We start from the raw sequence: 24,371 nt of genomic DNA, 5'->3' as shown, positions 1-24,371 counted from the left end.
TGTAAAGGACGCACATAAAAATGAAAAAGATATTAGCAATATCTCTGGTGGCAGCTTGTTCTTTATTTGCTACTACGATAACATTTAATGAAGCAAGAGATGATGCGACAAGAGTAAATCCTGAAGAAACTCAAGGCGTAATCCTCTCATATAATAGCTCAATATCAGAAGCCAAAAAATCGGTTGTAAATATCTCGACTACAAAGACATCTACGGTAGATAACGGCATAGATCAGATGTTTAACGATCCGTTTTTTAGAGATTTTTTCGGCTTTAACTTTAGAATTCCTCAAGATAAACAAAAAACCACATCTTTAGGCTCTGGCGTTATCATCTCAAATGACGGATATATAGTTACAAACAACCACGTGATCGAAGATAGTGATGAGATAGTAGTAACCTTGCTTGAAGACGATCAAGAGTACAAAGCAAAAGTTATAGGTACAGACCCAAAAACCGACCTTGCAATCATAAAAATAGACGCTAAAAATTTAAAAGCCATCAAGATAGCTGACTCATCTAAGATAATGGAAGGCGATATAGTATTTGCCATAGGAAATCCGTTCGGAGTCGGCGGAAGTATCACTCAAGGCATCATTTCAGGTCTTAATAAAGACAATATCGGACTAAACCAATACGAAAATTTCATACAAACGGACGCTTCTATAAACCCCGGCAATTCAGGAGGCGCACTTGTGGATAGTCGCGGGGCTTTAGTCGGTATAAATTCAGCTATCTTATCAAGAAGCGGCGGTAACAACGGCATAGGATTTGCGATTCCTTCAAATATGACCAAAGAAATAGCCAAAAAGCTTATAGAAGACGGTAAGATAGAGCGCGGATACATCGGCGTTATGATAGCAAATTTAACAACCGAGCAAAAAGAGATATATAAAAACAAAGAAGGCGCTCTTATAAGTAGCGTAGAAAAAGGTCTTCCTGCCGATGCCGCAGGACTTAAACGAGGCGATCTAGTAATACAAATAGATGATAAGAGAGTTAAAAACGCAAACGATCTAAAAAATATCATAGGCTCTCTTGCTCCTGATAAGGAGATAACCGTAAATTACGAGCGCTCCGGCAAGATAGAATCTACTAAAATAAAGCTTGTAAATATGCAACAAACCACCGACACAAAAGGAACTTCATCGATCGAAGGACTTAGCGTTGCATCAATAACCGATGATATCAGATACAAATATAAAATTCCTCAAGATATAGTAGGCGTACTGGTAACTGATATCAAAACTGACTCAAAAGCCGATAAATTTGGATTTAAAAAGGGTGATATCATCATACAAATAGGCGAAGAAAATATTAAAAACATTGATGATTTCAACAAAGCCTTATCAAATTCAAAAAACAAAAAAACTCTCGTTTGGGTTAATAGAGGTGGCATAATACAAGGGCTCGTTATAAAATAATTCTTAAGGGCGCTTAAATTTGCGCCCTGCTCTTTTTTGTAACATTTATCAAAATCTGCTATAATCGGGCTAAATTAATTACAAGCTAGGAAGATATTATGGTAGAAATTTTAATGATTGAAGATGATTTTGAACTGGCTGAAATCCTAACCGAATACCTAGAAAATTACGACATAAAAGTAACCACCGCAGAAGAGCCTTATATAGGGCTTTCCACTTTAAATACAGGCAAATTTGATCTTGTTATACTTGATCTTACTCTTCCGGGTCTTGACGGGCTTGAAGTTTGTAAAGAGATAAGAAAAAGACATGACATACCTATAATAATATCAAGCGCAAGACACGATATAACGGACAAAGTAAATGCTCTAGATAATGGGGCTGATGACTATCTACCAAAGCCATATGATCCGCAAGAGCTGTTAGCTCGTATCAAAAGTCACTTAAGGCGCCAAAGCGTGTCTGTCTCTCAAGAGAAGAAAATAGCACCTAAAGACCTTGTATTAAACGACTTTGAGCATACTATAACATTTAAAGGAGAGGCTTTAAATTTAACCGCGGCAGAATATGACATTCTTAAATACCTCATCAAAAAAGAAGGAGGCGCCATAACTCGTGAAGAGCTTATATACAACTGCAACAGCATAAACGAAGACTCCTCAAACAAAAGTATAGATGTCATAATCGGAAGGATAAGAGCAAAGCTTGGCGAAAATCCAAAAGAGCCTACATATATACATGCGATTCGTGGGATCGGATATAAGCTGATACAATAAATTTAGGCTCCAATGAAACGCTCATCGGTATTTTACACTATCACTTTTATATTTATCCTAGCGCTTACGAGCATATTCTTAGCCTTTTTGTGGCTGATGGATTATGATAAGCAAAACTACACCAGAGAATTAAACGCAAAATACTCTACAATTGCCAGAAACACTCTCTTTTACATGAGCGGGATAATAAATGAAAAAGAGTACGATAGGCAACTTGAGGGCATAAATATGCCTGAGATAACCAACGATACTCAAAAGGAAGAAATTTTAAAAAACGCGATGGTTTTAGAAGAAATTTCAGCAGATATCGGCTCAAGCGCAATCATGCTTTATGACAAACACCACTATCTTAAAATTCAGCATATAGATAAAATTTTGTTGCTAAAAGATAGCGACTATCAGCCATATCGTTACGACATTATAAAAATTATATTTATACTGGTTGCGCTCATACTACTTGCTGCTTATGTGTTTGTTATTAAAAAACTAAAGCCGCTTAGAAAACTAAAAAGACAAATAGACATTTTCGCTAAAGGCGAGATAGATAAGATAAAAAACGTAAGTAGCGGAAAAGATGAAATTTCAGAAGTTGCAGAGGCATTTTATGATGCAGTCTCACAAATAAAAAGCCTAAACAACTCGCGCAAACTTTTTTTAAGAAACATAATGCACGAGCTTAAAACCCCTATAACAAAAGGACGAATCACTGCTGAAATGATACAAAAAGATAAAAATCAAGAGCGCCTTGTTGCAGTATTTCAAAAGCTTGAAAGCCTGATAAACGAATTTGCAGCAGTCGAGCAAGTCACATCAAACATCGCGCTAAACAATACTAAAATTTGCCTGATTGATGACATTATAGATGAAGCGCTTGATATCGCGATAGTCGAAAAAGAGAGTGTAACTATAAACAAGCTTGATGATTTTAGTATAAATGTGGACTTCAAACTCTTTGCAATCGCAGTTAAAAACATGATAGATAATGCGTTAAAGTATTCACCCGACAAACATGTAAACATCACGATAAACAAAGGAAGTATTAAATTTATCAACAAAGGCGAGCCCCTTAAGCAAGAACTGGCTCACTACATAGAGCCTTTTACCAAAGGCGAGGATGCGCAAAAAAGCTTTGGTCTTGGCCTTTACATAGTGGATAACATCCTAAGAGCGCATAAGTTAAATTTAGCATACACATACAAAAACAGCCTAAATATCTTTAGTTTTGAAAATTTAGAAAATATAAGATCTAGTTAAAAAGAAAATTTATCTCATTCGTTTCTAAGTGTTTCAAGCACGTTTATCTGAGCTGCTTTTTTGGCAGGATAATATGATGAAAGCGCTACTATAAAGATCGCTCCTACGACTATAGAGATAAAATCAACCGCCGAAAGCTCCATAGGTAGCTTACTATCGCCATAAACATCGGCAGGTAAATTTATAATATCAAAGCTACCAAGCAACCAAACTCCAAACAACCCAAGTATCACGCCAAAGACAATTCCGCTTCCGCCTATAGTAACGCCAAGCGCAAAAAAGCTCTTTTTTATCTCGTTTTTACTAGCCCCAAGAGAGAGTAGAAGTGCGATTTCTTGACGACGATTCATCACAGTCATCAAAAGCGAGCTTATTATGTTAAGCGAAGCCACAAGAATAATCAGCATAAGCACGATAAAAAGCGCTCTTTTTTCAAGCGCTAGCGCCGAGAAAAAGTTTCCGTTTTGCTGCCACCAGCCGATAGCTCTCATAGAAAAAGGAAGCTCTTTTGCTATATTTTCGATGTCGACAAAAGGCTTATCCGAGTAGACGTGAATTCCGTCATACCTACCCTCTTCGTAGTCTAAAATTTTACGCAGAGCCTCAACCGATGTATAAAGATAGCTTTTATCATAAGCCACAAGTCCCGAATTAAAGCTTGCATTTACGTCAAATCGCTTCATTTTCGGTATGAGAGCAAAGCCGCTTGGATCATTTTTAGTAAATATAAGAGTTAGCTTATCGGCTCCGCTTAATACAAAATCACTCTTTATGCCGCTTCCTACAAGCAACTCGTATCCGCTAAGCTCTTTTTGCCCAAGGGCCTCTTTTACTACCGAATTTATCGTCTTTTCAGCCTTAGAATTTACGCCAAAAAGTATCCCTCCATCAAAGCTTCCGCTGTTTTTGATGATAACTTGAGTCATTATATAAGGGCTAAATTTAAGATGAGGAAATTTAGCCTTAAGCTGCTCAACATCACTATCGTCGATATTGCCGCGAATATGAGAAAGGATAGTAATAGGATAGTTCATGGTAAAAAGTTTGCGTTCAAATTCCTTATCAAAGCCGTTCATTAAAGCCATGGCGATTATCAGCACCATAAGGCCGACACTCACGCCAAGAAACGCCAAAATCGCACAAAGCGTTATAAAAGGCTGGCTTTTATCGAAACGAAGGTATTTAAATAGCAGATATTTTACCACACTCATGAATCTTCCATATTTATTTTACAAAGCAAATTTATCAAATTTCCAAGACAGCCTTAAAGCTTTCCTTGAAAATATCTATATATCAGCCCGCAAAGGCTCCTTTTTTAGGACCGCTCTTGCCGCAGCACTCTTTGTATTTTTTACCGCTTCCGCAAGGGCAAGGCTCATTGCGAGGAATTTTTTTAGCTCTTACCTCTTGTTTTTTATCCTCTTGCTCCTCGTTTGAGTATTTAAGCTGGGCGTTTTGCTCTTCTTGCATAGCTCTTAAAGCTTGTTGCTCAGCCTCGATCTCTTCGGCATTTTTTAGCCTAACGGCATTTAGAATTTTAATTCCTTCAAATTTGATGCGAGATACAAGCTCCATAAAGAGATTAAAGCTCTCTTTTTTATATTCGGTTAGCGGATCTTTTTGGTTATAGCCGCGAAGCCCGATACCTGTTTTTAAGATATCCATTTGATATAAATGCTCTCTCCAAGCCGTATCAACGACCTGCAAGCAAAGCACTTTTTCAAGATACTTTCTTTGCGACTCTTCAAGCACGCTCATTTTTTCGTTATATTGAGCTTCAAATTTATCGGTTATTATTTGAGCCAAATCTTTATAATCAAGCTCTCTTAACTCGCCTTCATCAACTCCCAAGCCGTTTTCTGCGAGTATCGAAACAAGCCTGTTAAGATTAAATTCACTCTTTAAGACTTCAGGGAAAATTTCAGCCTGATCAAGTAGATTTATTACGAATTCGTCTCTATTTTGCTTAATCTTTTCGCTTATATCAAATTCCGGATCAAGCAGCTCGTTTCTAAATTTATAAACCGTCTTTCTTTGTTCATTTGCTACATCGTCAAATTCCAAGATATGTTTTCTGGCTTCAAAATGCAGATTTTCTACTTTCTTTTGTGCGTTTTCAACGGCACGAGTTACCATCTTTGAGTCTATACTTTCGCCCTCTTCTATACCGAGCCTATCCATAATACTTTTTATACGATCGCTTCCGAAAATTCTCAGCAAATTATCCTCTAAGCTTAGATAAAAACGGCTCACTCCCGGATCTCCTTGACGACCCGAGCGACCTCTTAGCTGGTTATCTATACGTCTGCTCTCATGCCTTTCGGTGCCTATGATATATAGTCCGCCAAGCGCTCTAACCTCATCGTTTATACGGATATCCACACCGCGACCCGCCATGTTTGTGGCTATGGTTACGGCTCCTTTGGCACCGGCTTCGGCTATGATTTGAGCTTCTTTTTCGTGATTTTTAGCGTTTAGCACCGAGTGGGGGATCTTTTCTTTTACAAGCATGGAGTGAAGCAGTTCGCTTCGCTCGATAGAAGCTGTTCCCACAAGCACAGGCTGACCTTTATCGTGAGCTTTTTTGATCTCGGCAATAACCGCCTTAAATTTCTCATCTTGAGTTTTGTAAATTAAGTCATTATGATCAACCCTTACAACAGGTACATTTGTAGGGATTGATACAACGTCAAGCTTATAAATTTGAGCAAATTCCGTAGCTTCCGTTTGCGCAGTTCCCGTCATGCCTGAAAGTTTGCTATAAAGCCTAAAGTAGTTTTGGAAGGTTATATCGGCAAGCGTTTGGCTCTCCTCTTGAATTTTAACGCCCTCCTTTGCCTCAAGAGCCTGATGAAGCCCCTCGCTAAAGCGCCTTCCCTCACTAAGACGTCCTGTAAATTCGTCAACTATCACGACTTCGCTATCGCGCACGACGTAGTGAACGTCTTTTTCAAATAGATTATGCGCCTTAAGAGCCTGATCAAGATGATGGCTTAAGATGGCGTTTTCAAGGTTGTATAAATTCTCTACTCCAAATAATTTTTCAGCCTTGCTAATGCCCTCTTCGGTTATAGCTATGGTGCGGTTTTTTTCATCTACTACAAAATCTCCCGTAGCCTTTTCTTGCGGAGTTTCGGGTGCCACACCTCTGGTTAGCGCCTTAGCGACCTCGTTCGCCTTGACGTATCCGTCAAGGGTTCTATTTGTAGGACCCGAAATGATAAGCGGAGTTCTTGCCTCGTCGATTAAGATACTATCCACCTCATCGACGATTACGAAGTTATGCTCGCGCTGAACCTTGTCTTTAAATTCCATTTTCATATTATCGCGCAGATAGTCAAAGCCAAATTCGTTGTTCGTGCCGTATGTTATATCAGAGCCGTAAGCGGCCTTTCTTGCCTCATCATCATATTGACCCGAAAGCACTACGCCAACGCTAAGGCCTAAAAAGTTATAAATTTCACCCATTTGCGTAGCATCACGCTTGGCAAGATAGTCATTTACCGTAACTACATGCACACCCTTGCCACTCATAGCGTTTAGCACCACAGGCAAAGTCGCAACCAAAGTCTTACCCTCACCCGTCTTCATCTCGGCTATCTTGCCCTCATGAAGAACCATACCGCCGATGAGCTGAACGTCAAAATGACGCATATTAAGAGTTCTTTTTCCAACCTCCCTAACGATAGCAAAGACATCGTTTAGCACATCATCCATGCTCTTTGAGCCGCTTTTTATCGCCTCTCTTAACTCGTTAAAGCTAGATTTTAGCTCATCGTCGCTCATAGCCTGATATTTTGGCTCAAGTGCGTTTATGTCCTTAACTCTTTTTGCGTATTTCTTGACCTCTCGATCATTTTTGGTTCCGAAGATTTTTTGCATAATGCTACTTATCATCTATCCGCCTTGTTAGTTATTTATAAAGCTAAGATTTTACCATTTGTTTAATTAAACTTAGCTACAATTCCCGCCAAAAGGAAAAAATAATGAGAAAAATAACAGCTATCTTATCGCTATGTGGCGTTGTTTTGGCGAATTCTTTAAGCTTTAAAACTCTTGAAAGCGACTTTGTGCAAACCGTTACAAGCAACGAATCAAATATCGAGTATCATGGCAAATTTTATGCAAGAGACGACAACAAAGCGCTTTGGATATACGACAAACCCACTCCAAAGAAAATTTACTTTGATAAAAACCGCGTAGTAGTTATCGAAGATGAGCTTGAGCAAGCTATCATATCACGCCTTGAAAATACTCCAAATTTAGCCAATATCCTTAAAAAAGCCACTCGTATCAAAGACGACTTATATAAAGCCGAATTTGACGGCATAGAGTATTTTATAGCAATTAAAAACGAGCTTCCTACAAGAATCGACTACCAAGACAAGCTTGGCAACAAGATAAAAATCATATTTGAAGATGCAAAAAAAAATGAGGTCATAAGCGAAGAGATACTAACTCCTGTCATCCCTTCATTTTACGACGTCATAAATCAATAAATTTCAAATTTGGCGAGCATTTTTACTCGCCAAAATCCTTTCCAAAATCCTTAATCGAATTTAAATCAAGCGGTTGCAGCTCTATCTTGCCGCCTTTTTTAATGATTATATCTTCATCATCCTCCGTTGTTTGAGAGCTTTTTGATCTGCTTTTTGAGCCGCTATTTTTTTGATCCCTTAGCAGATCCAGCAGCTCTTCAAGCTTTGGTTCACGCACGATTTTAAGCGAGATTATAAGCACTTCATCAATATCAACCGAGTGCTTTTTAGATGTGTATTTAGCAAAGGTCTCTTTAAATTTCTCCTTACCCTTTGAGGTTAGCAAATCCTCGACATAAAAGCTTCCTATCACCACGTTTAAGCCATCAAGTATATATGCTTCGCTATCTTGAACATCCCTTCCCGAAACAAGCAAACTAACGCTAACTTTTTTTATCGAATTTTGCGTATCTTTAGAGTAAAGATCGGTTTCAAAGTCCCTTATATCAAGGCTCTCACCAAAGCCTAAAACCGCTAACAAACACGCTATAAAAATTTTTCTCACTGCTCCTCCTTGATATTTTCAAAGATATTTTCTTTATAAAATTTCTCAACTTCTTCGTCTATTTTAACCACATTTCTTAGATAATCTCTAAAATTTTGAGCTCTTGCGTAAATAAGCTTTAAATTTCTAGGATCGGTCGCTCGTGAAAGCGCCACGTAAAGCTGCCCGTTAGCAAAGATGTGATTTAAATCGCAGACCAAGTTATCTATACTCATGCCTTGAGATTTATGAATCGTAAGCGCGTAAGCCAGCTTAAAAGGAAACTGCATAAACGAAGCTCGCACATTTTGCTCTATATTTTCGCCGACAAGTTCAAATTCGCTAAGCTCGAAGCGATTTGGTTCAACTTCGATGATATCGCCGTTTGATTTTTGCACCATGACGCTTTTTATCACGCCGTCCTCTTTTAAAATTTGCATTATTTCGCCGCGCTCACCGTTATAATATTCGCCCCATTTGTTTGTGACAAATATAACTCTGGCCCCGACTTTCATATGCATGATCTCAGGCACCGCAAGGCTATTTATCCAGCCTTCAAGCGTCTTTTCGTGCAAATTTTCATCATAAATTTCAACCAAAGCCTCGCTTATCTCAAGCTTGCTTTCAAGACGCTCAAGCATTTGCGCATTTAGTGCATCAGCCTCGTAATTCCTGCCAAAAAGCACGCTTGTTTCGCTTGAAATTTGCACGTTTTTTACACACAAATTCTCGATATATCTTATAGTTTCCTCATCTAGCTTTCCGATTCTAAGATTTGAGAGAATTTCATAAAATTTAAGATCTTTTGTGCGTTTTGACACTACTAGCTCGATATTTTTTAGCTCAAATTCACTCCAAGCGTGCGAGCTAAAAGCATAAAGAAATTTAAACAGCGCATTTTCATTTGATTCCTTTTTAAGCACGGGCGGAAGCTGATAAAAATCCCCTACAAGCATTATGCGCCCGACAAATTTGGAGTTTATGATCCGATGATAGATCATCTCCATCAAATTTGCACTCACCATTGAAATCTCATCAATCACAAGCAGATCGCAGCTATCAAGCATGGCTTTTACCTTGCTTACTTTTGACTTTTGCTTGCGATCAAGACCCTTTAACTCCTCCAAATTCGAACAAATTCCGAATTTAAAAAAGCTATGGATACTAACTCCGCCGACGCTTACGGCACTTATGCCCGTACTTCCGAGCACGACTACGTTTTTAAGCTCGCTTCTATAGTGCTTTATGATAGCCGTTGTCAAGTAGCTTTTACCGACTCCTCCTCTACCCGTTAAAAAGATATTAGAATTGCGTAAAATTTCTAAAATTTGGTTTAACAAAAATTTTCCTGTTTTTTTGTAAAATTATAACCTAAATCACAGGAGATAAATTTGAAACGAACGATTTTTTTAATTTTTATAGCTATTTTTTTCGCATCTTGCGCCAAGGTTAGTACCCCAAAAGGCAACGAAAACCTATTTGATCAAAGTAACCCAGGCAAAATTTCATACCTAAATTTTAGCATTCCTCAAACCGCTTCAGCGATGCCTCTAAATCCCAAAAAAGTAAAATTTAACGGACAAAATTTGCTTAAAAAGCGCTTTGGCATACTGCTACTTAAAGAGCCTCCTTACAGCAAAAAAGAGTCGCTTTGGGCGATTGATGTCTATAAAAATTCAGCCAAAAGACAGTATTACGGCATGAATTTAAAGCCGATTACCGATGAGTGGTTTAGCGCGCAACAAACTAACTCTAATACAGATGCTTTTGGTTCGCTTTTAGTTCCTGCGATTACGACCACAACGACTTCGCTTAGAAATTTACCGACAGATGAAGCTATCTTGCTAAATCCCGCAAAAGCTGGCGAAGGATTTCCGTTTGACTACTTGCAAACTTCCACTTTAAGTATCGGCTATCCGCTTTTGATCTCGCACTACTCGCTTGATAAAGCTTGGGTGTTTGCATTTAACGATAATATAATGGGCTGGATAAGTGCCGAGGATATTAAAATTTTAAGCCAAGATGAAGCAAACGAACTGCAAAACGCAAAATTTATAACTATCACGCGTGATAAATCGCCTGTTTATGACACAAACGGCGAATTTTTATTTTATTCTAGGATAGGAGCAATTCTTGCCTTTGAAAGCGAGGATGAGTATAAATTTTACGGGCAAATTCACACTCGCGCAGGAGTTAAGAGATATAAAATTTCAAAAACTGTCGCCTCAAACTATCCGCTTGAATTTAGCGACGCTAACACAAGGCTACTAACCCAAAGTCTGCTTAGCGAGCCTTATGGCTGGGGCGGCTTTGCGAGCAAACGCGACTGCTCTTTGCTAACGCAAGACTTTTTAAGCGAATTTGGAATTTGGCTTCCGCGTAACTCCAAAGCGCAAAGCAAGATAGGCAGGCAAATTTCGCTTGCAAATTTAACTAACGAGCAAAAGATAAAAATCATCAAAGAGCAAGCCACTCCGTATCTAACACTGCTTCATCTAAGCGGTCATATCATGATCTACGTAGGCGAAAAAGAGGGCAATCTGCTTGCGCTTCATGACGCTTGGGGCATAAGAACTAAAGACGCAGGCAGAGCGCTTATCGGCGGTATCGCGCTAACCCAGCTTGACATCGGAAAGGATCGTAGCGATATAGATAAAAAAGATCTTTTGCTTTCTAAGATCACTTCTATGAATATCTTGGCAGAACCAAGCGCAAAAAACGCGATAGAGCAAGCTTATGGAGTAAAGATAGAGGAAAATATGCTTAAATTTAAGAGCGGAAGCGAGATAGTATTTGACGACGGATTAGTAAAAGGCAAGGAAGCGCTTTTGTCAAATGCCGATATTGAAGATATCTTTGCCGAGCATTATGAGCTCTTTGGAGAGCTTAAAGTGCCTACAACCGATGCAGGAAGATACCGAAACTACAAGCTTTTAGATGAAATTTACGGCAAAGACGAAGCCGGAGTTAGAGCAAATTTAGTTGATGTAGTTTGGCTTAAAAAACATGTAAATAAAAAGTTTAAATTTAACTCGCAAAATGGCGCAGCTAAAGCTCTTGAAGCGGTTTCAAAGGAGCTTGATGAGCTAGTTGATAAAGAGCCTGACATGCTTAAATTTCTAGATAATCCTTCAGGCACGTTTAACTACCGCGTCATAGCCAAAACAAACCGCAAAAGCGCGCATGCTTACGGAATTGCAATTGATATAAACACCGATAAAAGCGATTATTGGCAATGGAGCAAAGACGGCATTTATCGCAACCAAATCCCTGAAAAAATCGTAAGAATCTTTGAAAAGCACGGCTTTATCTGGGGCGGTCGCTGGGCAAGCTTTGACACCATGCACTTTGAGTATCGCCCTGAATTTTTATATATATGGTAGCTATAAATTCACTAAGCAAATTAAAATTTAAGTAGCCAAAGCACCTTGGCTACTTAACCGATGCTATAAAATTCCAGCCTCTTTTTTAAGCTTATCTATATACATCTGTCTTAGTTTTGGCACATATTTGCCAACTTTTCCACCGTTTATCGCTCTTCCGTCAGCACTTATGACAGGTAAAAGCAAAAGCGTAGCTGCGGAAATAAAAACCTCATCGGCATTATAAACATCATCCATACTAAAGGCACGTTGCTCTATCTTAAGTCCAGCTTGCTCGGCAAATCCAAGGATTACTTTTCTGCGAATTCCGGGCAAAATTTCATTTGAAAGAGGCTTGGTTATCAAGACATCATCTTTGATGATAAAAGCGCTTGAGCTTGTAGCTTCGGTCACCAAGCCATCTTCAACCATAAATCCCTCGTAAGCGCCCTTTTTTACGGCTTGCTCCTTGGCATAGCACTGAGCTAAAAGCGAGATAGACTTGATATCTCTGCGTTTCCAGCGGATATCTTCGACACTTACCACGCTGATGCCGTTTATCGCGTCCAGATTATTTATGATCTCCTTTTCGTAGCAAAATATAAAGCAGGTAGGCTCTAAATTTTTTATAAAGCAAAAGTCCCTATCAGCAACGCCTCTGGTTATCTGCATATACACTCCGCCCTCTTTTAATGAATTTCTTGATATGACATCGTTTAAAATTTCTTCAAATTTAGATTTTTCACAAGGCAAACTAAGCTCTATCGCAGCTAAACTCTGCTCAAATCTCTGCCAAAATCCATCTTTATCCACAAGCTTACCGCCAAGCACAGGCACCACTTCATAAATTCCGTCGCCAAATATGAATCCTCTATCAAATGCACTTACTTTTGCCTCGTTTGCATCGATAAATTCGCCGTTTAGATAGACTATGCCTTTCATTTTTATCCTTATTTTTAAATTTCACATAATTTTAACTTAGAGATGTTAAATAATCTATAAAGTTAAAATTTGAGCGGTTTAAACGAATTTATCGCAAGAATTTGATATAATCAGGCTTACAATTTGAATAAAAAGTGAAAATATGAAAGAAAATCAATTAAAAAATATAATTTTGCAAAACATATTCGTAGTTTCAAAACAACCGGTGCTTTTTCGCGACCTGCTTGAGTCAAACTGCCTCTTTAACGAAGGTATGCTAATTGATCCGGCTAAGCTAAATTTTAAATTTCGCTACATAAAAACCTATATCGTATATGCTATTTTTTGCGCTATTGTATTGGGATTTTTGATTTTATTTACGCACCACCTCTTTACCAGACTTGATTTTCACCTATCCATAATCAGCGCCGTTGTGGTAACCGCAGCGGTTTTTATAGGCTTTGATATGTTTAAAATTTGGGCGAGAAAGGCCATAAGCAAAGAGCTTATAAAAATAGCTTGGGCTATACATTTTCCGTATTTCTCGTATGAAAAATACTCCACAAAAGTCGAAATGATCTATAACGAAGCCATAAAAAACGAAATACCAAAAAAAGATCTTGAAAAGTATGTCCTAGAAAGATTGGTAGCACAATCAAAAGACGAAATTTAAATTTTATAAACCTAAATTTGACTCGGTTTATTTAAGATGAAGCGGGTCTAAAATTTGATTTTTATATCTCATCTTCTCAAGCTTTAAGCTCAATTCTCTATTTTCCTCAAAAAGCACGTCTCTTTTACCGCTCAGATCGGCTATATCGCGGCTAAGATAATAAATTTGGTTGGTGATATAAATTTTAGGCAAAAACAGAGCAAGAGCAACCGCTATAGCAAGATACACGGTTAAAAGCGTTTTGAAGCTTAAATTCTCTTCGCCTTTTTGCTCTTCATCATGAAGGGCTAGCAGATCGTCTCTATCTTGCATTTTTACCTCTTGAAATTTTAAAAATTCTCATCTTTGCGCAACTGCTTCTTGGATTTTGTTTTGTCTCGTCTACGCTTGGCATTATAGCTTTTTTTGTGACAATTTCACCTATGGAGTAGTTATTTCCGCATGTGCAACGCATAGCTTCGTCTGGACAGATACAGCTTTTTGCCCATTTTTTAAATCTGTTTTTTACTATCCTATCCTCAAGAGAATGAAAGCTGATTATCGCCACTACACACTCATTAATAGATGAATTTTCAATAGCGTTAAGCAAATTTTCAAGCTCTGCAAGCTCTGAATTTACTTCGATTCTAATAGCCTGAAAAGCAAGTATCGCGGGACTAACGCTTCTATTTTTAATTGATTTTGTGCCGATTATCCTAGCCAGCTCGCTAGCACTTGAAATTTTTTGTTTCTGTCTTGCGTTAGCTATACTGGCAGCTATTTGCTTTGCGTTAGTTAGCTCACCGTAGTCTTTAAAAATTTGAGCGAGTTTATACTCGGGATAGAAATTAACAACTTCATAAGCGGTTAGCTCTCCGCTTGTGTCCATACGCATATCTAGATTATCGCTCTTTAGTCCAAAGCCTCGCTCGTTTTTATCTAACTGAAGAGAAGAAACTCCGATATCGGCTAAAATTCCTCTAATTTCTTGAATATTAACTTTGCTTAAAATTTCTGAAAATCTGCTCTTAAAGATACTAACGCGATCTTTAAATTTAGCAAGCTTGTTCGTTGAAAATTCTATGGCTTCATCATCTTGATCGCAAGCTATAAGCTTTATATTATCATTTTGCTCCAAAATAAGACTGGAGTGTCCCGCGTATCCAAGCGTACAATCAACAACAACGCCTTCTTTTATATCGCTAAAAGCTTGCAAAACCTCACTCGGCAACACAGGAACATGCGGAGAATTCAAATTTTTCCTTGATGATTTAATTTGATGTATAATAACAAAAAAAGTTTATAAAAGGTTAAAAAATGGATTTGACATACGCCTCCGCAGAGCTTAGTAAAATTTCGTTATCGATGTTTAGAAAGAATTTTTTTGGCGTCTTTCACGGCTCTATTTCTGCCCGCATAGAACACAACCAATTTTTAATAAATAAAAAAAATGCAATATTTGATAATCTCAAAGAGGAAGATTTCATAATGCTAAATTCAAAAAAAGACTATCGATGGAACGATGCAAGTTTGGATTCTGACATCCACCTAAATATCTACAAAAACATAAATGAAGCCAAATACGTCTGCTATGCCATGCCTCCTTACCTCACCGCATATACTCTAAATCATACCTTCATACACCCTAGGGATTATTTCGGATATGTCAAGCATCATGAGCTTCCCATATATGATCCAAAGCAATTTGACGACTGGTACGAGCGAGCCGATACTGAAATTTATCGCTATATGATAGAGAACAAAACAAACATAATGATCATCAAGGGATATGGCGCATACGTATACAACAGAACTCCTTATCAACTAGCAAAAGATGTCGCCATACTTGAAAATACTTGTAAATTGTTACATATAGCTCACTCTTATGAGATATATCGTCACTAACAAAACAAAAAATGTTAGTAAAATTGCAAATTTTTCTACTTGAAAACGACGAATTTAAGGTTACATTCACATAAATTCGGTAAAATAATACATAAAATTTTTAGTTAGTTTAAAGGAAACTAAATGATAACTTGGATGCAAAAGCATAAAAAATACCTCGTCGTAACCATCTGGGTAAGCACTATAGCCTTTGTTGGAGCGGGCTTTGTAGGCTGGGGAGCTTACGACATGAATACCAACCGAGCAACTTCGATAGCAAAAGTCGGACACAGAAATATAAGCATTCAAGAATTTCAAAATAAATACAGCGAATTTTACTCATACTATAATCAATTATTTGACGGAAAAATGTCTGAAGAAAAGGCTAAAGAGTTAGGGCTTGAAAATTTAGCCATAGAAGCTTTGGTGCAAGAAAATTTACTGCTAAATTTTGCAGATGATTTAAGTTTAGGTGTAAATGATGATGATGTGGTTAAATACATCGTAGCGGATACTACATTTCATGTTGATGGAAAATTTGATAAAAATCTCTACAACGAAACTTTAAAAAGAGCTAGGATAAGCCCGGCCGATTACGAAAACGGACTTAAAAAATCCATACTTCTTGATAAACTAAGGCATGCTATAAACCTACCTACAAACCAAAATGATACAAATTTAATGGCTGCAAGCTTTTTGATGCAAGATAGAGTATCTATGCAGATAGTTCAAGCTTTAGAAGATGAGATAAAAGTCGATGAAAACGAGCTAAAAAGCCTATGGGAAACCAATAAAAACAGCTACAAAACACTAACGGAATTTAAAATAAAAACAAAATTTATCGAGCCGGTAAATATCGATGTAAATGAGACCGAGCTAATGGAGTTTTATACTGAAAATAAAAGCTCATATAAAGACCCGTGGGATAAGATACTAGATTTTAATGATACCAAAGAAGAAGTTTTGCTTGATTACAAACAAAAAAAGACAAAAGACGTAGCGCTTAAAGAGTATTTAAAGATCAAAAAAGGCGAATTAAAGCTAGAAGACGGATCATCTGTAGCACTTGAAAATGATACAAGTCTTCCTGTAGATGAGTTAAAAAACGCAAAAGCAGGAGAAGTGCTAAAGCCTGTTGAGCACGAAGATGGCTATTTGATCGTGCAATTAGAAGAAACAATCCCTTCGCAAGTTATGACTTTTGAGCAGGCAAGAGAGCAAGTGCTTGAACTTTATAAAACCGAAAAAGAGCAAAAGATAGTAGAGCAAAAAGCTAAAAAACTCCTTGAAACCGGCTTTGAAGGAAAAGATATAGGCTTTATCAGTAGAGATGTCGTTAGTGCGATTGACGGCTTAAGCGATACTGAATTTAGCGTATTTGTTAGTAAAGTTTTTGATAGCAATAACAAAAAAGATTATGTTATGCTAAACAACAAAGCCGTTGTATACGAAATTTTGGAACAAAAGTTGCTTGATAGTGAAAAAGAAAATGAGTATAAAGATGTAATAACACAAAATGTTAGTTACCTCAAAAATAACGAGTTGATTCAAGATCTAACTAACGCATTGCAAAAGCGTTATAAAGTTGAACATTATTATAAAAGGTAGTGGTTTTGAGCACTAAAATTTTAGGTATTGATGTAGGCTCCGTTCAAATTTGCGCTGTTATAGCGCAACACGACGAGAGCGGACTAAAGATAATAGGTATAGGAACGGCAAAAACTCAAGGCATCAAAAAAGGCATTATAACAAACATCGAATTAGCCTCCAAATCCATAAAAAGCGCTCTTATTGACGCTCAAAGGATTGCAGGAACATACTACGAAAGAGTAGTGGTATCTATTTCCGGAGCATACACCAAAAGTGTAGATAGCAGCGGAGTTGTAAACATACCAAGCCATGAAATCGGCATAAGAGAAATAAATCGCTCGATGTTTGAATCAGACCGCAGAGCGCAAATTCATAATGACTACGAGAAACTTCATATCTTGCCTTACAACTTCAAAGTAGACGATCAAGAACACATAGAAGATCCTCTCGGAATGAACGGAAGCAGGCTTGAGGTTCAAACTCACATCATAACGGCTCAAAAATCATCCCTTAGTAATCTCAGAAAAGCTCTAAATTTAGCAGGTGTTGAACCTGATAATATCGTTCTTTCAAGCTATGCTTCGGCTATTGCTACATTAAATCAAGACGAAAAAGATTTAGGAGTAGTTCTTATAGATATGGGTGGGGCTACTTGCAATATGATAGTTCATTCCGGGAATTCTATAAGATATAATGAATTTTTAGGAGTTGGTTCAGCTAATATCACAAACGATCTTTCTGCAGCACTTCATACTCCGCTTTTAAAAGCCGAGGAGATAAAACTAAACTATGGCTCACTTATCAATAGAGCCAATGAGCTAGTTGAAATTCCGCCTATAAACGATGACGGTAAAGTTCAAGAAGTATCGCTTGACGTGATATCAAACGTGATCTACGCAAGAGCTGAAGAGACGCTTATGATACTTGCAAAAATGCTTGAAGATAGCGGATATAAAAGCTCGGTTGCAGCAGGCATAGTACTAACGGGAGGCATGACTAAGCTTGAAGGCATAAGAGACTTGGCTTCTGCGATATTTGACAATATGCCTGTTCGCATAGCAAAACCAAAAGAAACGGAAGGACTTTACGAGATCATGAGAGATCCTGCCAACTCTTGTGCCATAGGACTTTGTATGTATGGAGCGGGATATTTTACTCCATATGAGATAGATTCAGAAAAGAAAATGCGTTATAAAGATGAAAGTATAACGAGAAATAAAAATTTAAGAAACATAGTAGAAGACGGAAAATCAAAAGATACAAAAACACAAGAAGAGAACGGTGAGAAGATATTTCAAGGAAGCGTTTTAGATGATGAATTTGACTTTAACGATTTGAAATTTGACAATCCAAAAGAAGAGTTGGCCAATATCGCAGATATCAGCAACGAGAAAAAAGAAAGCTGGTTATCTCGTACTTGGCATAAAATGACACAACTATTTTAATTTAGAAGAGAGGATAAGATGGGTGGCTTTACGGTAGAAGAGAAGAGAAATACTTACGGCGCTAAAATAAAAGTCGTAGGTGTTGGCGGCGGCGGCGGTAATATGATAAATCATATGATAAGAGAAAACGGTGGCGATGTAGATATAGATCTAATTGTAGCAAATACCGATGTAAAGGCTCTTGAAAATTCTCTAGCCTATACCAAGTTACAACTTGGCGAGAAAAAAACAAAAGGTCTAGGCGCAGGCATGATGCCTGAGATAGGACGAGAGGCTGCTCAAGAGAGTTACGAAGAGATAAGAAGCGCACTTGAATACTCAGATATCGTATTTATAGCATCCGGTCTTGGTGGCGGCACTGGCACTGGCGCAGCTCCCGTGATAGCTCAAGTAGCAAAAGAGGTTGGAGCTTTAACAATAGCTGTCGTAACCACTCCTTTTTCATTTGAAGGCAAAAAGCGCAAAAAACTAGCCGATATGGGTCTTGAGGAACTAAGAAAAGAGAGCGACTCCATAGTCGTTATCCCAAACGATAAGCTTCTAACTCTTATTGATAAAAAAGCAGGTATGAAAGATAGTTTTAAAATAGTCGATAATGTATTAACTCGTGCTGTTAGCGGTATGAGCACTATCGTACTTGACTCGGGTAAAAGCGATATAAATCTTGACTTTGCAGACGTTAAAAAGATAATGGAACATAGAGGTATGGCGCTAATGGGAGTTGGCGAAGCGGACGGCGAAGAAGCTGCTCAAGAAGCTATCAAAAACGCTATACAATCACCTCTTCTTGATGATGTTACTATAAACGGGGCTATGGGAGCTCTGGTTCATTTTAGAACCCATCCTGATTGTCCATTTAGCGATATAAACGAGGCTATGGAACTTATCACGGAAGCGGTTGATGAAGATGCAGACGTGATCTTCGGAACTACGACAGATGAAAATATGGAAAACAACAAAGTTCAAGTAACAATAGTTGCAACAGGTTTTAGAAACAAAAACGAGAAAAAGCCTGCTCCTGCAACTACAATACAAAACGGCTCCAACAATCCATTCTTAAGCCAAAGACTAGAAAGACTCAAAGTAAGCGGTGGATATGATAGCGAAGAGGCTCAAGCAATACTTGAACTGCCAACATACATCAGACACCAAATGGACTAAAAATCCTCAACCCTAGATCCGCATATCACCCAATGCGGATCTTTATACTTCCAAATTAAAAACTAAAATATCTAAATAGCCCAAATTTAATATATGAGACAAATTTGGGCCATTAAATGCTGATATGTCATGCTCCAAGAGCGGCTTTTACCTCATCGCTTGCCATTGAGATATTCCAAGCCGGCTCCCAAACCAAATTTATCTCGCACTCCTTTACACCCTCAACTCCAAGCGTTGCATTTTCAACCCAACCCAAGATGAGCTCATGAAGCGGACAAGAACGCGTTGAAAGCGTCATGGTAACAACCGCCCTGCCATCATTTTCCTCAACATCATATATAAGCCCCAAAGACACTATGTCAAATCCAACTTCAGGATCAACTATACTTGAAAGCGCCTTATAAATTTTATCCTTCATTTTGAACTCCGAATTTAGTATATTTAAAAAAGTTTATTACATTAACCACAACTAGCACTACGCTTAACGCAAGGCAAATTTGACTTAGCAAATTTAAACCGCTAAAATAAGCCGCAACCGAAGCCGTTTGAAGCGCCAAAGATAAATTTGCCACCCACTTTATCATCATATCATCAAGCAAAGGCACCTTAGTCTTGCCTACAAATTTCGCCACATAGTGATACCATATCAAAAAAGGCATAATCTTATAAAGATGGCCGACGATAAAGGCATATAAAAATCCGAAAGTAAGCGTAAATACGGCAAATTCTATTTTTTCAAGAGCTACACAAACTATGCAGACAAACAGCCAAACAAGAGCGAAAAAGACATTTAAATTCCAGTAGTCATAAGCCTTTCTAACTCTTTTTTTAAGTATCAAAAGCGCTTCAATAAAAAAGCAAATCACACTCAAAGATATCAAAGTAAAAGCCAGCTCAAGGCTAAATTTAAGCGCCACGCCGCCAGCTAAAAATAGTGCTATAGATAGTTTGCTAAGATAAAATTTAAGATCATGCACAAGAGCAAACATAGGCAAAAGCACGCTTGCAACACCCACTATGATCAAAAATACAAAGCCAAGCACAAAGTAGATGTGGTAGTGCAAAACTAGCTCAAAATCAAGCGCAAATTTGCCTGACAGTATCAAGATAAGCATAAATCCAAGCACGACTCCCACAAGCAAAAATAGAGCCGAGATAAGCAGCGCGATGACAGCTAAGCCACTTTTTTTAGCGCCTAAAAAGCTAAGCGCGTAAGTCACTGCGAAAAATAGTAGCGCGATAAATAAAATCCCGCCTCCGGCATGGATAAGCGCCATTTTCTCAAGATACATCCCAAGGCTTAGCGCCAAAACGCCTGCAGCATATAAGAACAAATTTAAAAAAGCAAATTTTATAGTGGCAAACGCCTTTTCAAGTATAACTGACGTAAGCTGATAGAGCGCGCCGATGATGATGCTCATTACAAAGCCCACGAGATATACGTGGAAAAATCCGGCGGTTTTAAGGCTTGTAAGAGCATTTAAATCGACCCCGAAAAATACAAACACGCTTGCAAGCAAGAACAAAATCCCCACGATAAAGTATCCGCCTACCAGACTAAACGGTGGAGCAAATGTATTTAGCAACATTTAGCCACCACATTTTACGTTTGTGTCTAGTGTTTGCGCGCTTGCGCCCTCTTTTAGGCTGATTATCACCTTGACCTCTTCGCCTTCAAGCTTTTCGTGCGATATGTCGTAGTTTTGCTCGATCTTTGGGATGAGAGCGACCGGATAGTGGTGATTTATCATCATTACTTTGCTTTTGCTATCCGCTATCAAATTTAGAGCAACTAAAGCATTTACCATAGGCTCAGGCGGCACGCATTTGCGCGAGTCAAACCCGATATACTCCACTCCATCTTCGCTAAATTTATAAAAAGGCAGCGTTGCGCCCTCTACTTTGATCTCGGTTGCGTTTTTGAAAAATTCATTCATTTTTTATCCTTATTTAAATTTTAGGATAATTATACTCTGATATTTAGTGTGGATTTATTGATTTAGTTCAAGATATGTTTAATTTATGGAACAAATATTTAATTTAACAAAGCAAACTTAAGCCGCTTTCCCGTAAAAAGCTCGGCTTAAATTCGCTAACTTATTTAATTCTTAATGTAAAAAGTGCCTAACTCCGGTAAAGTATAGCGCCATGCCGTGCTCATTTGCAGCTTGCACAACCTCATCGTCTCGTATACTGCCGCCTGGCTCTATGATAGCTTTTACGCCCACTTCAGAGGCGATATCGATACTATCTCTAAACGGGAAAAACGCCTCGCTAGCAAGCGCACATCCGTTAAGATCTATACCCAGATCTCTAGCCTTATTTACCGCAGCCCTTGCAGCATCCACGCGGCTTGTCATACCCATACCGATAGCAACCATGGCTGAATTTTTCACATAAACCACGCAGTTGCTCTTAGTAAGTGCAGCCACTTTCCAAGCTATCTCAAGGTCTTTTAGCTCCTCTTTGCTTGCCTTGCGTGTGGTTTGCAGCTTCATGTTTTCAAGCTCACTAGGCTTAACCTCGTCGCTTTCTTGGAAGACAAATCCGCCGTCAACATGCTTAAAGTCGTATTTGTCGTTTGCTCTTGTTAGGAATTTATTTCCCTGAGAGAAAATTTTGATACGTTTTTTAGACTCAAACACTTTAAGCGCTTCTTCATCGACGTTTGCAGCGATTATCACTTCAACAAAAATTTCATTTATCTTTTCAGCCAAAGCCTTATCAAGAGTTCCGTTTATCGCCACAACTCCGCCGTAAGCCGAGATAGGATCGCATTTTAGCGCTTCGGTGTAGCTTTCAAGCAGGCTTGTTTTCACCGCAAAGCCGCAAGCGTTTGCGTGCTTGACGATAGCTACCGCAGGCGCCTCATCAAAGCTACTTGCAAGCATCAAAGCCGCGTTTATATCGGTCATATTATTAAAACTTGCTTCGCCCTTTAATGCTTTAAAGTTATTGCTAAAGAAATAATCAAACTCATACAAAGCACCTTTTTGGTGCGGGTTTTCTCCATATCTAGTGTCAAACACCTTGCTAGCGGAGATAAACTTCATCTCGCCAAAGCCGCCGTTAAAACGCTCGTTCATGTAGTTTGCTATCATAGAGTCGTAAGCTGCGGTGTGCTCATAGGCTTTTATCATTAGCGAGCGTCTAAATTCGAGCGCATTTTCTCCGTTTCTTAAATTTTCAAGCACAGCCTCATAGTCAAGCGGACTGGTTACGATATAGACATCTTTAAAATTTTTAGCCGCACTTCGCACCATAGCAGGTCCACCGATATCGATATTTTCTATGATCTCTTCAAAGTCATCGGTTCTAATGGTAGTCTCTTTAAAAGGATACAAATTTACACAAACCAGATCGATCCTGCCGATAGCGTTTTGCTCGGCTTGCGCTACGTGGTTTTTATCATCTCTTTTATGCAAAATTCCGCCGTGAATTTTAGGATGAAGGGTCTTTACCCTGCCCTCAAACATCTCTGGGCTCTTTGTGTATTCGCTCACTTCAAGCGAATTTATGCCACTTTGCACAAGCAACTTATGCGTCCCGCCCGTTGAAAGTATCTCAAAGCCAAGCGAAGCAAGCCCTTTGGCAAACTCTACAACTCCCTCTTTATCGCTCACACTGATTAACGCTCTCATTTCCTCTCCTCTTTTTGATATATCTTAAAATTTCAAGTTCGTTTAGCTCTTCATATCGCCTCGGTTCAAAGCCATGATCTAGCTTGAAGCCAAATTTTTCATACATCTTAACCGCTATCTCAAGCTCTTTGTTTGTATATAGATAAATTTCATCAAAATTTTCATCACAAAATTTAATCGCCTCTTTTAAAAGCTCTCTTCCAATGCCTTGGTTTTGAAATTTTTCATCAACTATAAGCCATCTAAGTAGAGCCGCGTTTGCAATCTCATCAACGGCTATACAACCGACTAAAACGCCATCTTTTACGCAAGTAAATAGCTCTCGCTTGCCTCTTCCAAGACTAGCTACAAATTCGGCTATATCTTTAGCTATTTTTGTTTCAAAAGCCTTGCCAAGATCAAATCTTTTTGCGTAATATTTCGCATTAAGCGAGATTATATTGCCCACACAGCCGCTTGTGTAGCCTTTAGTTATTTGCACTGCTAGCCTTTATCTCCTCGTAAGCTTCATTAATCTCTTGAAGCTTTCTGGTTGAGCGCTCGATGATCTCCTCGCTCTCGCCCCTGCCCATTAAGATATCGGGATGATACTTTTTCACAAGCTCGCGGTAGCGCTTTTTAACATCGCCAAACGGTGCATTTTGTGGCAAATTTAATACCGCATATGGATTTTTCTTCTCGCTTTGAGAATTTGTGCCGTAACTTCTTTGCTCGGATTTTCTCTGCCTGTAAAATCCGTCAAATTTGGCAAACAAAGCCTCCAACACAGATCTATGGACTCTAAATCCTATAGCAATTTGCTCTATTATCTCTCGCTCCGAAGGAGAAAGCTCGCCGTCTATACAAGCCAAATTTAGTAAAAACGAAATTTTGGCTATCGCAGCGTCACTGCTTAGGTTAAATTTAAGATAATACTCGCGAGCTATCTTATATGTGTTGTTTAAATTCTCTTTTTCGGCATTGTAAATTTGCTTAAGCTCTTGCCTTTTTCTTACGTCTCCGCCTAGTTTTAAAGCGATATCATCAAGTATCTCGCTTACTAACTGAGCTTCTAGCTCATTTACTCTGCCGTCGCTTTTGGCAACCTTGGCAAGCAGGCTAACAAGATATTTTGCCTCTTCGAAAACAAACTGCTTTTTAAAGCCCGATAAAATTTGCGGACTCTGCATAAAACCCGAAGATAGGTAGTATATCAAGAGTATTACGGCGATGATTATCAGCAAATTTCCCATCTAAATT

At 38.5% G+C, this 24,371-nt stretch carries 23 protein-coding genes; 10 read left to right on the top strand and 13 right to left on the bottom strand.

Going from position 1 to position 24,371, the window contains the following annotated elements; translation table 11 throughout:
• Window positions 1-20: 20 nt before the first annotated feature.
• From CDOM16188_RS03940 to CDOM16188_RS03930, 3 genes are all read left to right on the top strand, one after another.
• Window positions 21-1,424 (top strand): Do family serine endopeptidase, encoded by a 1,404-nt coding sequence (locus CDOM16188_RS03940; protein ID WP_172199198.1) that lies wholly within the window; start codon window positions 21-23, stop codon window positions 1,422-1,424.
• A gap of 98 nt (window positions 1,425-1,522) precedes the next feature.
• Window positions 1,523-2,200: a response regulator transcription factor gene (locus tag CDOM16188_RS03935; RefSeq protein WP_172199195.1), complete on the top strand. Its 678-nt coding sequence runs from the start codon at window positions 1,523-1,525 to the stop codon at window positions 2,198-2,200.
• Window positions 2,201-2,212: 12 nt separating this feature from the next.
• Window positions 2,213-3,454 (top strand): ArsS family sensor histidine kinase, encoded by a 1,242-nt coding sequence (locus CDOM16188_RS03930; RefSeq protein ID WP_169941462.1) that lies wholly within the window; start codon window positions 2,213-2,215, stop codon window positions 3,452-3,454.
• A gap of 14 nt (window positions 3,455-3,468) precedes the next feature.
• Here CDOM16188_RS03930 and CDOM16188_RS03925 read toward each other — a convergent pair whose 3' ends face one another.
• Both CDOM16188_RS03925 and secA read right to left on the bottom strand, forming a co-directional pair.
• Window positions 3,469-4,665: an ABC transporter permease gene (locus tag CDOM16188_RS03925; protein ID WP_172199192.1), complete on the bottom strand. Its 1,197-nt coding sequence runs from the start codon at window positions 4,663-4,665 to the stop codon at window positions 3,469-3,471.
• Window positions 4,666-4,747: 82 nt separating this feature from the next.
• Window positions 4,748-7,351 (bottom strand): preprotein translocase subunit SecA, encoded by a 2,604-nt coding sequence (gene secA / locus CDOM16188_RS03920; protein ID WP_172199189.1) that lies wholly within the window; start codon window positions 7,349-7,351, stop codon window positions 4,748-4,750.
• An 89-nt stretch (window positions 7,352-7,440) separates the two neighbouring features.
• Between secA and lolA the strand changes: the two genes are divergently transcribed.
• Entirely contained in the window at window positions 7,441-7,953 is a 513-nt protein-coding gene (gene lolA, locus CDOM16188_RS03915) for a LolA-like outer membrane lipoprotein chaperone (protein ID WP_172199170.1), read from the top strand.
• A 22-nt stretch (window positions 7,954-7,975) separates the two neighbouring features.
• Here lolA and CDOM16188_RS03910 read toward each other — a convergent pair whose 3' ends face one another.
• Both CDOM16188_RS03910 and CDOM16188_RS03905 read right to left on the bottom strand, forming a co-directional pair.
• Window positions 7,976-8,497, bottom strand: a complete 522-nt coding sequence (locus tag CDOM16188_RS03910) for a hypothetical protein (RefSeq protein WP_172199167.1) — start codon at window positions 8,495-8,497, stop codon at window positions 7,976-7,978.
• On the bottom strand, window positions 8,494-9,816 hold the full coding sequence (locus CDOM16188_RS03905) for an ATP-dependent RecD-like DNA helicase (protein WP_172199164.1): 1,323 nt from the start codon (window positions 9,814-9,816) through the stop codon (window positions 8,494-8,496). The genes CDOM16188_RS03910 and CDOM16188_RS03905 overlap by 4 nt, the downstream gene beginning before the upstream one ends.
• 51 nt (window positions 9,817-9,867) lie before the next feature.
• On the opposite strand from CDOM16188_RS03905, the gene CDOM16188_RS03900 reads away from it, so the two are divergent.
• A complete protein-coding gene (locus CDOM16188_RS03900; protein WP_253908125.1) occupies window positions 9,868-11,859 on the top strand; it encodes a M15 family metallopeptidase in 1,992 nt (663 codons plus the stop codon).
• Between the two features lie 63 nt (window positions 11,860-11,922).
• Here CDOM16188_RS03900 and CDOM16188_RS03895 read toward each other — a convergent pair whose 3' ends face one another.
• Window positions 11,923-12,780, bottom strand: coding sequence for a D-amino-acid transaminase (locus CDOM16188_RS03895; RefSeq protein WP_172199161.1), 858 nt, complete (start codon window positions 12,778-12,780; stop codon window positions 11,923-11,925).
• Window positions 12,781-12,922: 142 nt separating this feature from the next.
• On the opposite strand from CDOM16188_RS03895, the gene CDOM16188_RS03890 reads away from it, so the two are divergent.
• Window positions 12,923-13,432: a hypothetical protein gene (locus tag CDOM16188_RS03890; RefSeq protein WP_172199158.1), complete on the top strand. Its 510-nt coding sequence runs from the start codon at window positions 12,923-12,925 to the stop codon at window positions 13,430-13,432.
• A gap of 27 nt (window positions 13,433-13,459) precedes the next feature.
• Here the strand turns inward: CDOM16188_RS03890 and CDOM16188_RS03885 are convergent, their stop codons facing one another.
• Both CDOM16188_RS03885 and rsmH read right to left on the bottom strand, forming a co-directional pair.
• Entirely contained in the window at window positions 13,460-13,744 is a 285-nt protein-coding gene (locus CDOM16188_RS03885) for a hypothetical protein (protein ID WP_169941446.1), read from the bottom strand.
• Window positions 13,734-14,666 carry a 16S rRNA (cytosine(1402)-N(4))-methyltransferase RsmH gene (gene rsmH / locus CDOM16188_RS03880; RefSeq protein ID WP_172199155.1) on the bottom strand — a complete coding sequence of 311 codons (933 nt, stop codon included), beginning with the start codon at window positions 14,664-14,666 and terminating at the stop codon, window positions 13,734-13,736. Before rsmH ends, CDOM16188_RS03885 begins: the two co-directional genes overlap by 11 nt.
• A 62-nt stretch (window positions 14,667-14,728) precedes the next feature.
• On the opposite strand from rsmH, the gene CDOM16188_RS03875 reads away from it, so the two are divergent.
• The 4 genes from CDOM16188_RS03875 (at window position 14,729) to ftsZ (ending at window position 19,491) form a co-directional block, all read left to right on the top strand.
• Entirely contained in the window at window positions 14,729-15,316 is a 588-nt protein-coding gene (locus CDOM16188_RS03875) for a class II aldolase and adducin N-terminal domain-containing protein (RefSeq protein ID WP_169941442.1), read from the top strand.
• Between the two features lie 123 nt (window positions 15,317-15,439).
• Window positions 15,440-16,903 carry a peptidylprolyl isomerase gene (locus CDOM16188_RS03870; protein ID WP_172199152.1) on the top strand — a complete coding sequence of 488 codons (1,464 nt, stop codon included), beginning with the start codon at window positions 15,440-15,442 and terminating at the stop codon, window positions 16,901-16,903.
• A 5-nt stretch (window positions 16,904-16,908) separates the two neighbouring features.
• A complete protein-coding gene (ftsA, locus tag CDOM16188_RS03865; RefSeq protein WP_169941438.1) occupies window positions 16,909-18,330 on the top strand; it encodes a cell division protein FtsA in 1,422 nt (473 codons plus the stop codon).
• An 18-nt stretch (window positions 18,331-18,348) separates the two neighbouring features.
• Window positions 18,349-19,491, top strand: coding sequence for a cell division protein FtsZ (ftsZ, locus tag CDOM16188_RS03860; protein WP_169941436.1), 1,143 nt, complete (start codon window positions 18,349-18,351; stop codon window positions 19,489-19,491).
• Between the two features lie 127 nt (window positions 19,492-19,618).
• On the opposite strand, the gene CDOM16188_RS03855 is transcribed toward ftsZ, so the two are convergent.
• The 6 genes from CDOM16188_RS03855 to CDOM16188_RS03830 all read right to left on the bottom strand — a co-directional run bounded on the left by CDOM16188_RS03855 (window position 19,619) and on the right by CDOM16188_RS03830 (window position 24,364).
• Window positions 19,619-19,909 (bottom strand): metal-sulfur cluster assembly factor, encoded by a 291-nt coding sequence (locus CDOM16188_RS03855; protein WP_172199149.1) that lies wholly within the window; start codon window positions 19,907-19,909, stop codon window positions 19,619-19,621.
• Entirely contained in the window at window positions 19,899-21,080 is a 1,182-nt protein-coding gene (locus CDOM16188_RS03850; protein WP_172199146.1) for a peptidase M50, read from the bottom strand. Before CDOM16188_RS03850 ends, CDOM16188_RS03855 begins: the two co-directional genes overlap by 11 nt.
• Complete coding sequence (locus CDOM16188_RS03845) at window positions 21,081-21,428, bottom strand: hypothetical protein (RefSeq protein ID WP_172199143.1); 348 nt, start codon at window positions 21,426-21,428, stop codon at window positions 21,081-21,083.
• A gap of 171 nt (window positions 21,429-21,599) precedes the next feature.
• Entirely contained in the window at window positions 21,600-23,132 is a 1,533-nt protein-coding gene (purH, locus tag CDOM16188_RS03840) for a bifunctional phosphoribosylaminoimidazolecarboxamide formyltransferase/IMP cyclohydrolase (RefSeq protein ID WP_172199140.1), read from the bottom strand.
• Window positions 23,104-23,613, bottom strand: coding sequence for a GNAT family N-acetyltransferase (locus tag CDOM16188_RS03835; protein WP_172199137.1), 510 nt, complete (start codon window positions 23,611-23,613; stop codon window positions 23,104-23,106). The genes purH and CDOM16188_RS03835 overlap by 29 nt, the downstream gene beginning before the upstream one ends.
• Window positions 23,600-24,364 (bottom strand): TerB family tellurite resistance protein, encoded by a 765-nt coding sequence (locus CDOM16188_RS03830; RefSeq protein ID WP_172199134.1) that lies wholly within the window; start codon window positions 24,362-24,364, stop codon window positions 23,600-23,602. The genes CDOM16188_RS03835 and CDOM16188_RS03830 overlap by 14 nt, the downstream gene beginning before the upstream one ends.
• Between the last annotated feature and the right edge of the window lie 7 nt (window positions 24,365-24,371).

This window comes from Campylobacter sp. RM16188 (assembly GCF_012978795.1).
In the GTDB taxonomy this organism is placed as follows: domain Bacteria; phylum Campylobacterota; class Campylobacteria; order Campylobacterales; family Campylobacteraceae; genus Campylobacter_A; species Campylobacter_A canis.
Note: the sequence above shows the minus strand (reverse complement) of the source record. Positions and strands in the feature narration are given on the sequence as shown.

Coding starts and splice junctions, on each gene's coding strand:
- CDOM16188_RS03940 (WP_172199198.1), top strand. CDS start 21: ATGAAAAAGATATTAGCAATATCTCTGGTGGCAGCTTGTTCTTTATTT.
- CDOM16188_RS03935 (WP_172199195.1), top strand. CDS start 1,523: ATGGTAGAAATTTTAATGATTGAAGATGATTTTGAACTGGCTGAAATC.
- CDOM16188_RS03930 (WP_169941462.1), top strand. CDS start 2,213: ATGAAACGCTCATCGGTATTTTACACTATCACTTTTATATTTATCCTA.
- CDOM16188_RS03925 (WP_172199192.1), bottom strand. CDS start 4,665: ATGAGTGTGGTAAAATATCTGCTATTTAAATACCTTCGTTTCGATAAA.
- secA (WP_172199189.1), bottom strand. CDS start 7,351: ATGATAAGTAGCATTATGCAAAAAATCTTCGGAACCAAAAATGATCGA.
- lolA (WP_172199170.1), top strand. CDS start 7,441: ATGAGAAAAATAACAGCTATCTTATCGCTATGTGGCGTTGTTTTGGCG.
- CDOM16188_RS03895 (WP_172199161.1), bottom strand. CDS start 12,780: ATGAAAGGCATAGTCTATCTAAACGGCGAATTTATCGATGCAAACGAG.
- CDOM16188_RS03890 (WP_172199158.1), top strand. CDS start 12,923: ATGAAAGAAAATCAATTAAAAAATATAATTTTGCAAAACATATTCGTA.
- CDOM16188_RS03885 (WP_169941446.1), bottom strand. CDS start 13,744: ATGCAAGATAGAGACGATCTGCTAGCCCTTCATGATGAAGAGCAAAAA.
- CDOM16188_RS03875 (WP_169941442.1), top strand. CDS start 14,729: ATGGATTTGACATACGCCTCCGCAGAGCTTAGTAAAATTTCGTTATCG.
- CDOM16188_RS03870 (WP_172199152.1), top strand. CDS start 15,440: ATGATAACTTGGATGCAAAAGCATAAAAAATACCTCGTCGTAACCATC.
- ftsZ (WP_169941436.1), top strand. CDS start 18,349: ATGGGTGGCTTTACGGTAGAAGAGAAGAGAAATACTTACGGCGCTAAA.
- CDOM16188_RS03855 (WP_172199149.1), bottom strand. CDS start 19,909: ATGAAGGATAAAATTTATAAGGCGCTTTCAAGTATAGTTGATCCTGAA.
- CDOM16188_RS03850 (WP_172199146.1), bottom strand. CDS start 21,080: ATGTTGCTAAATACATTTGCTCCACCGTTTAGTCTGGTAGGCGGATAC.
- CDOM16188_RS03845 (WP_172199143.1), bottom strand. CDS start 21,428: ATGAATGAATTTTTCAAAAACGCAACCGAGATCAAAGTAGAGGGCGCA.
- purH (WP_172199140.1), bottom strand. CDS start 23,132: ATGAGAGCGTTAATCAGTGTGAGCGATAAAGAGGGAGTTGTAGAGTTT.
- CDOM16188_RS03830 (WP_172199134.1), bottom strand. CDS start 24,364: ATGGGAAATTTGCTGATAATCATCGCCGTAATACTCTTGATATACTAC.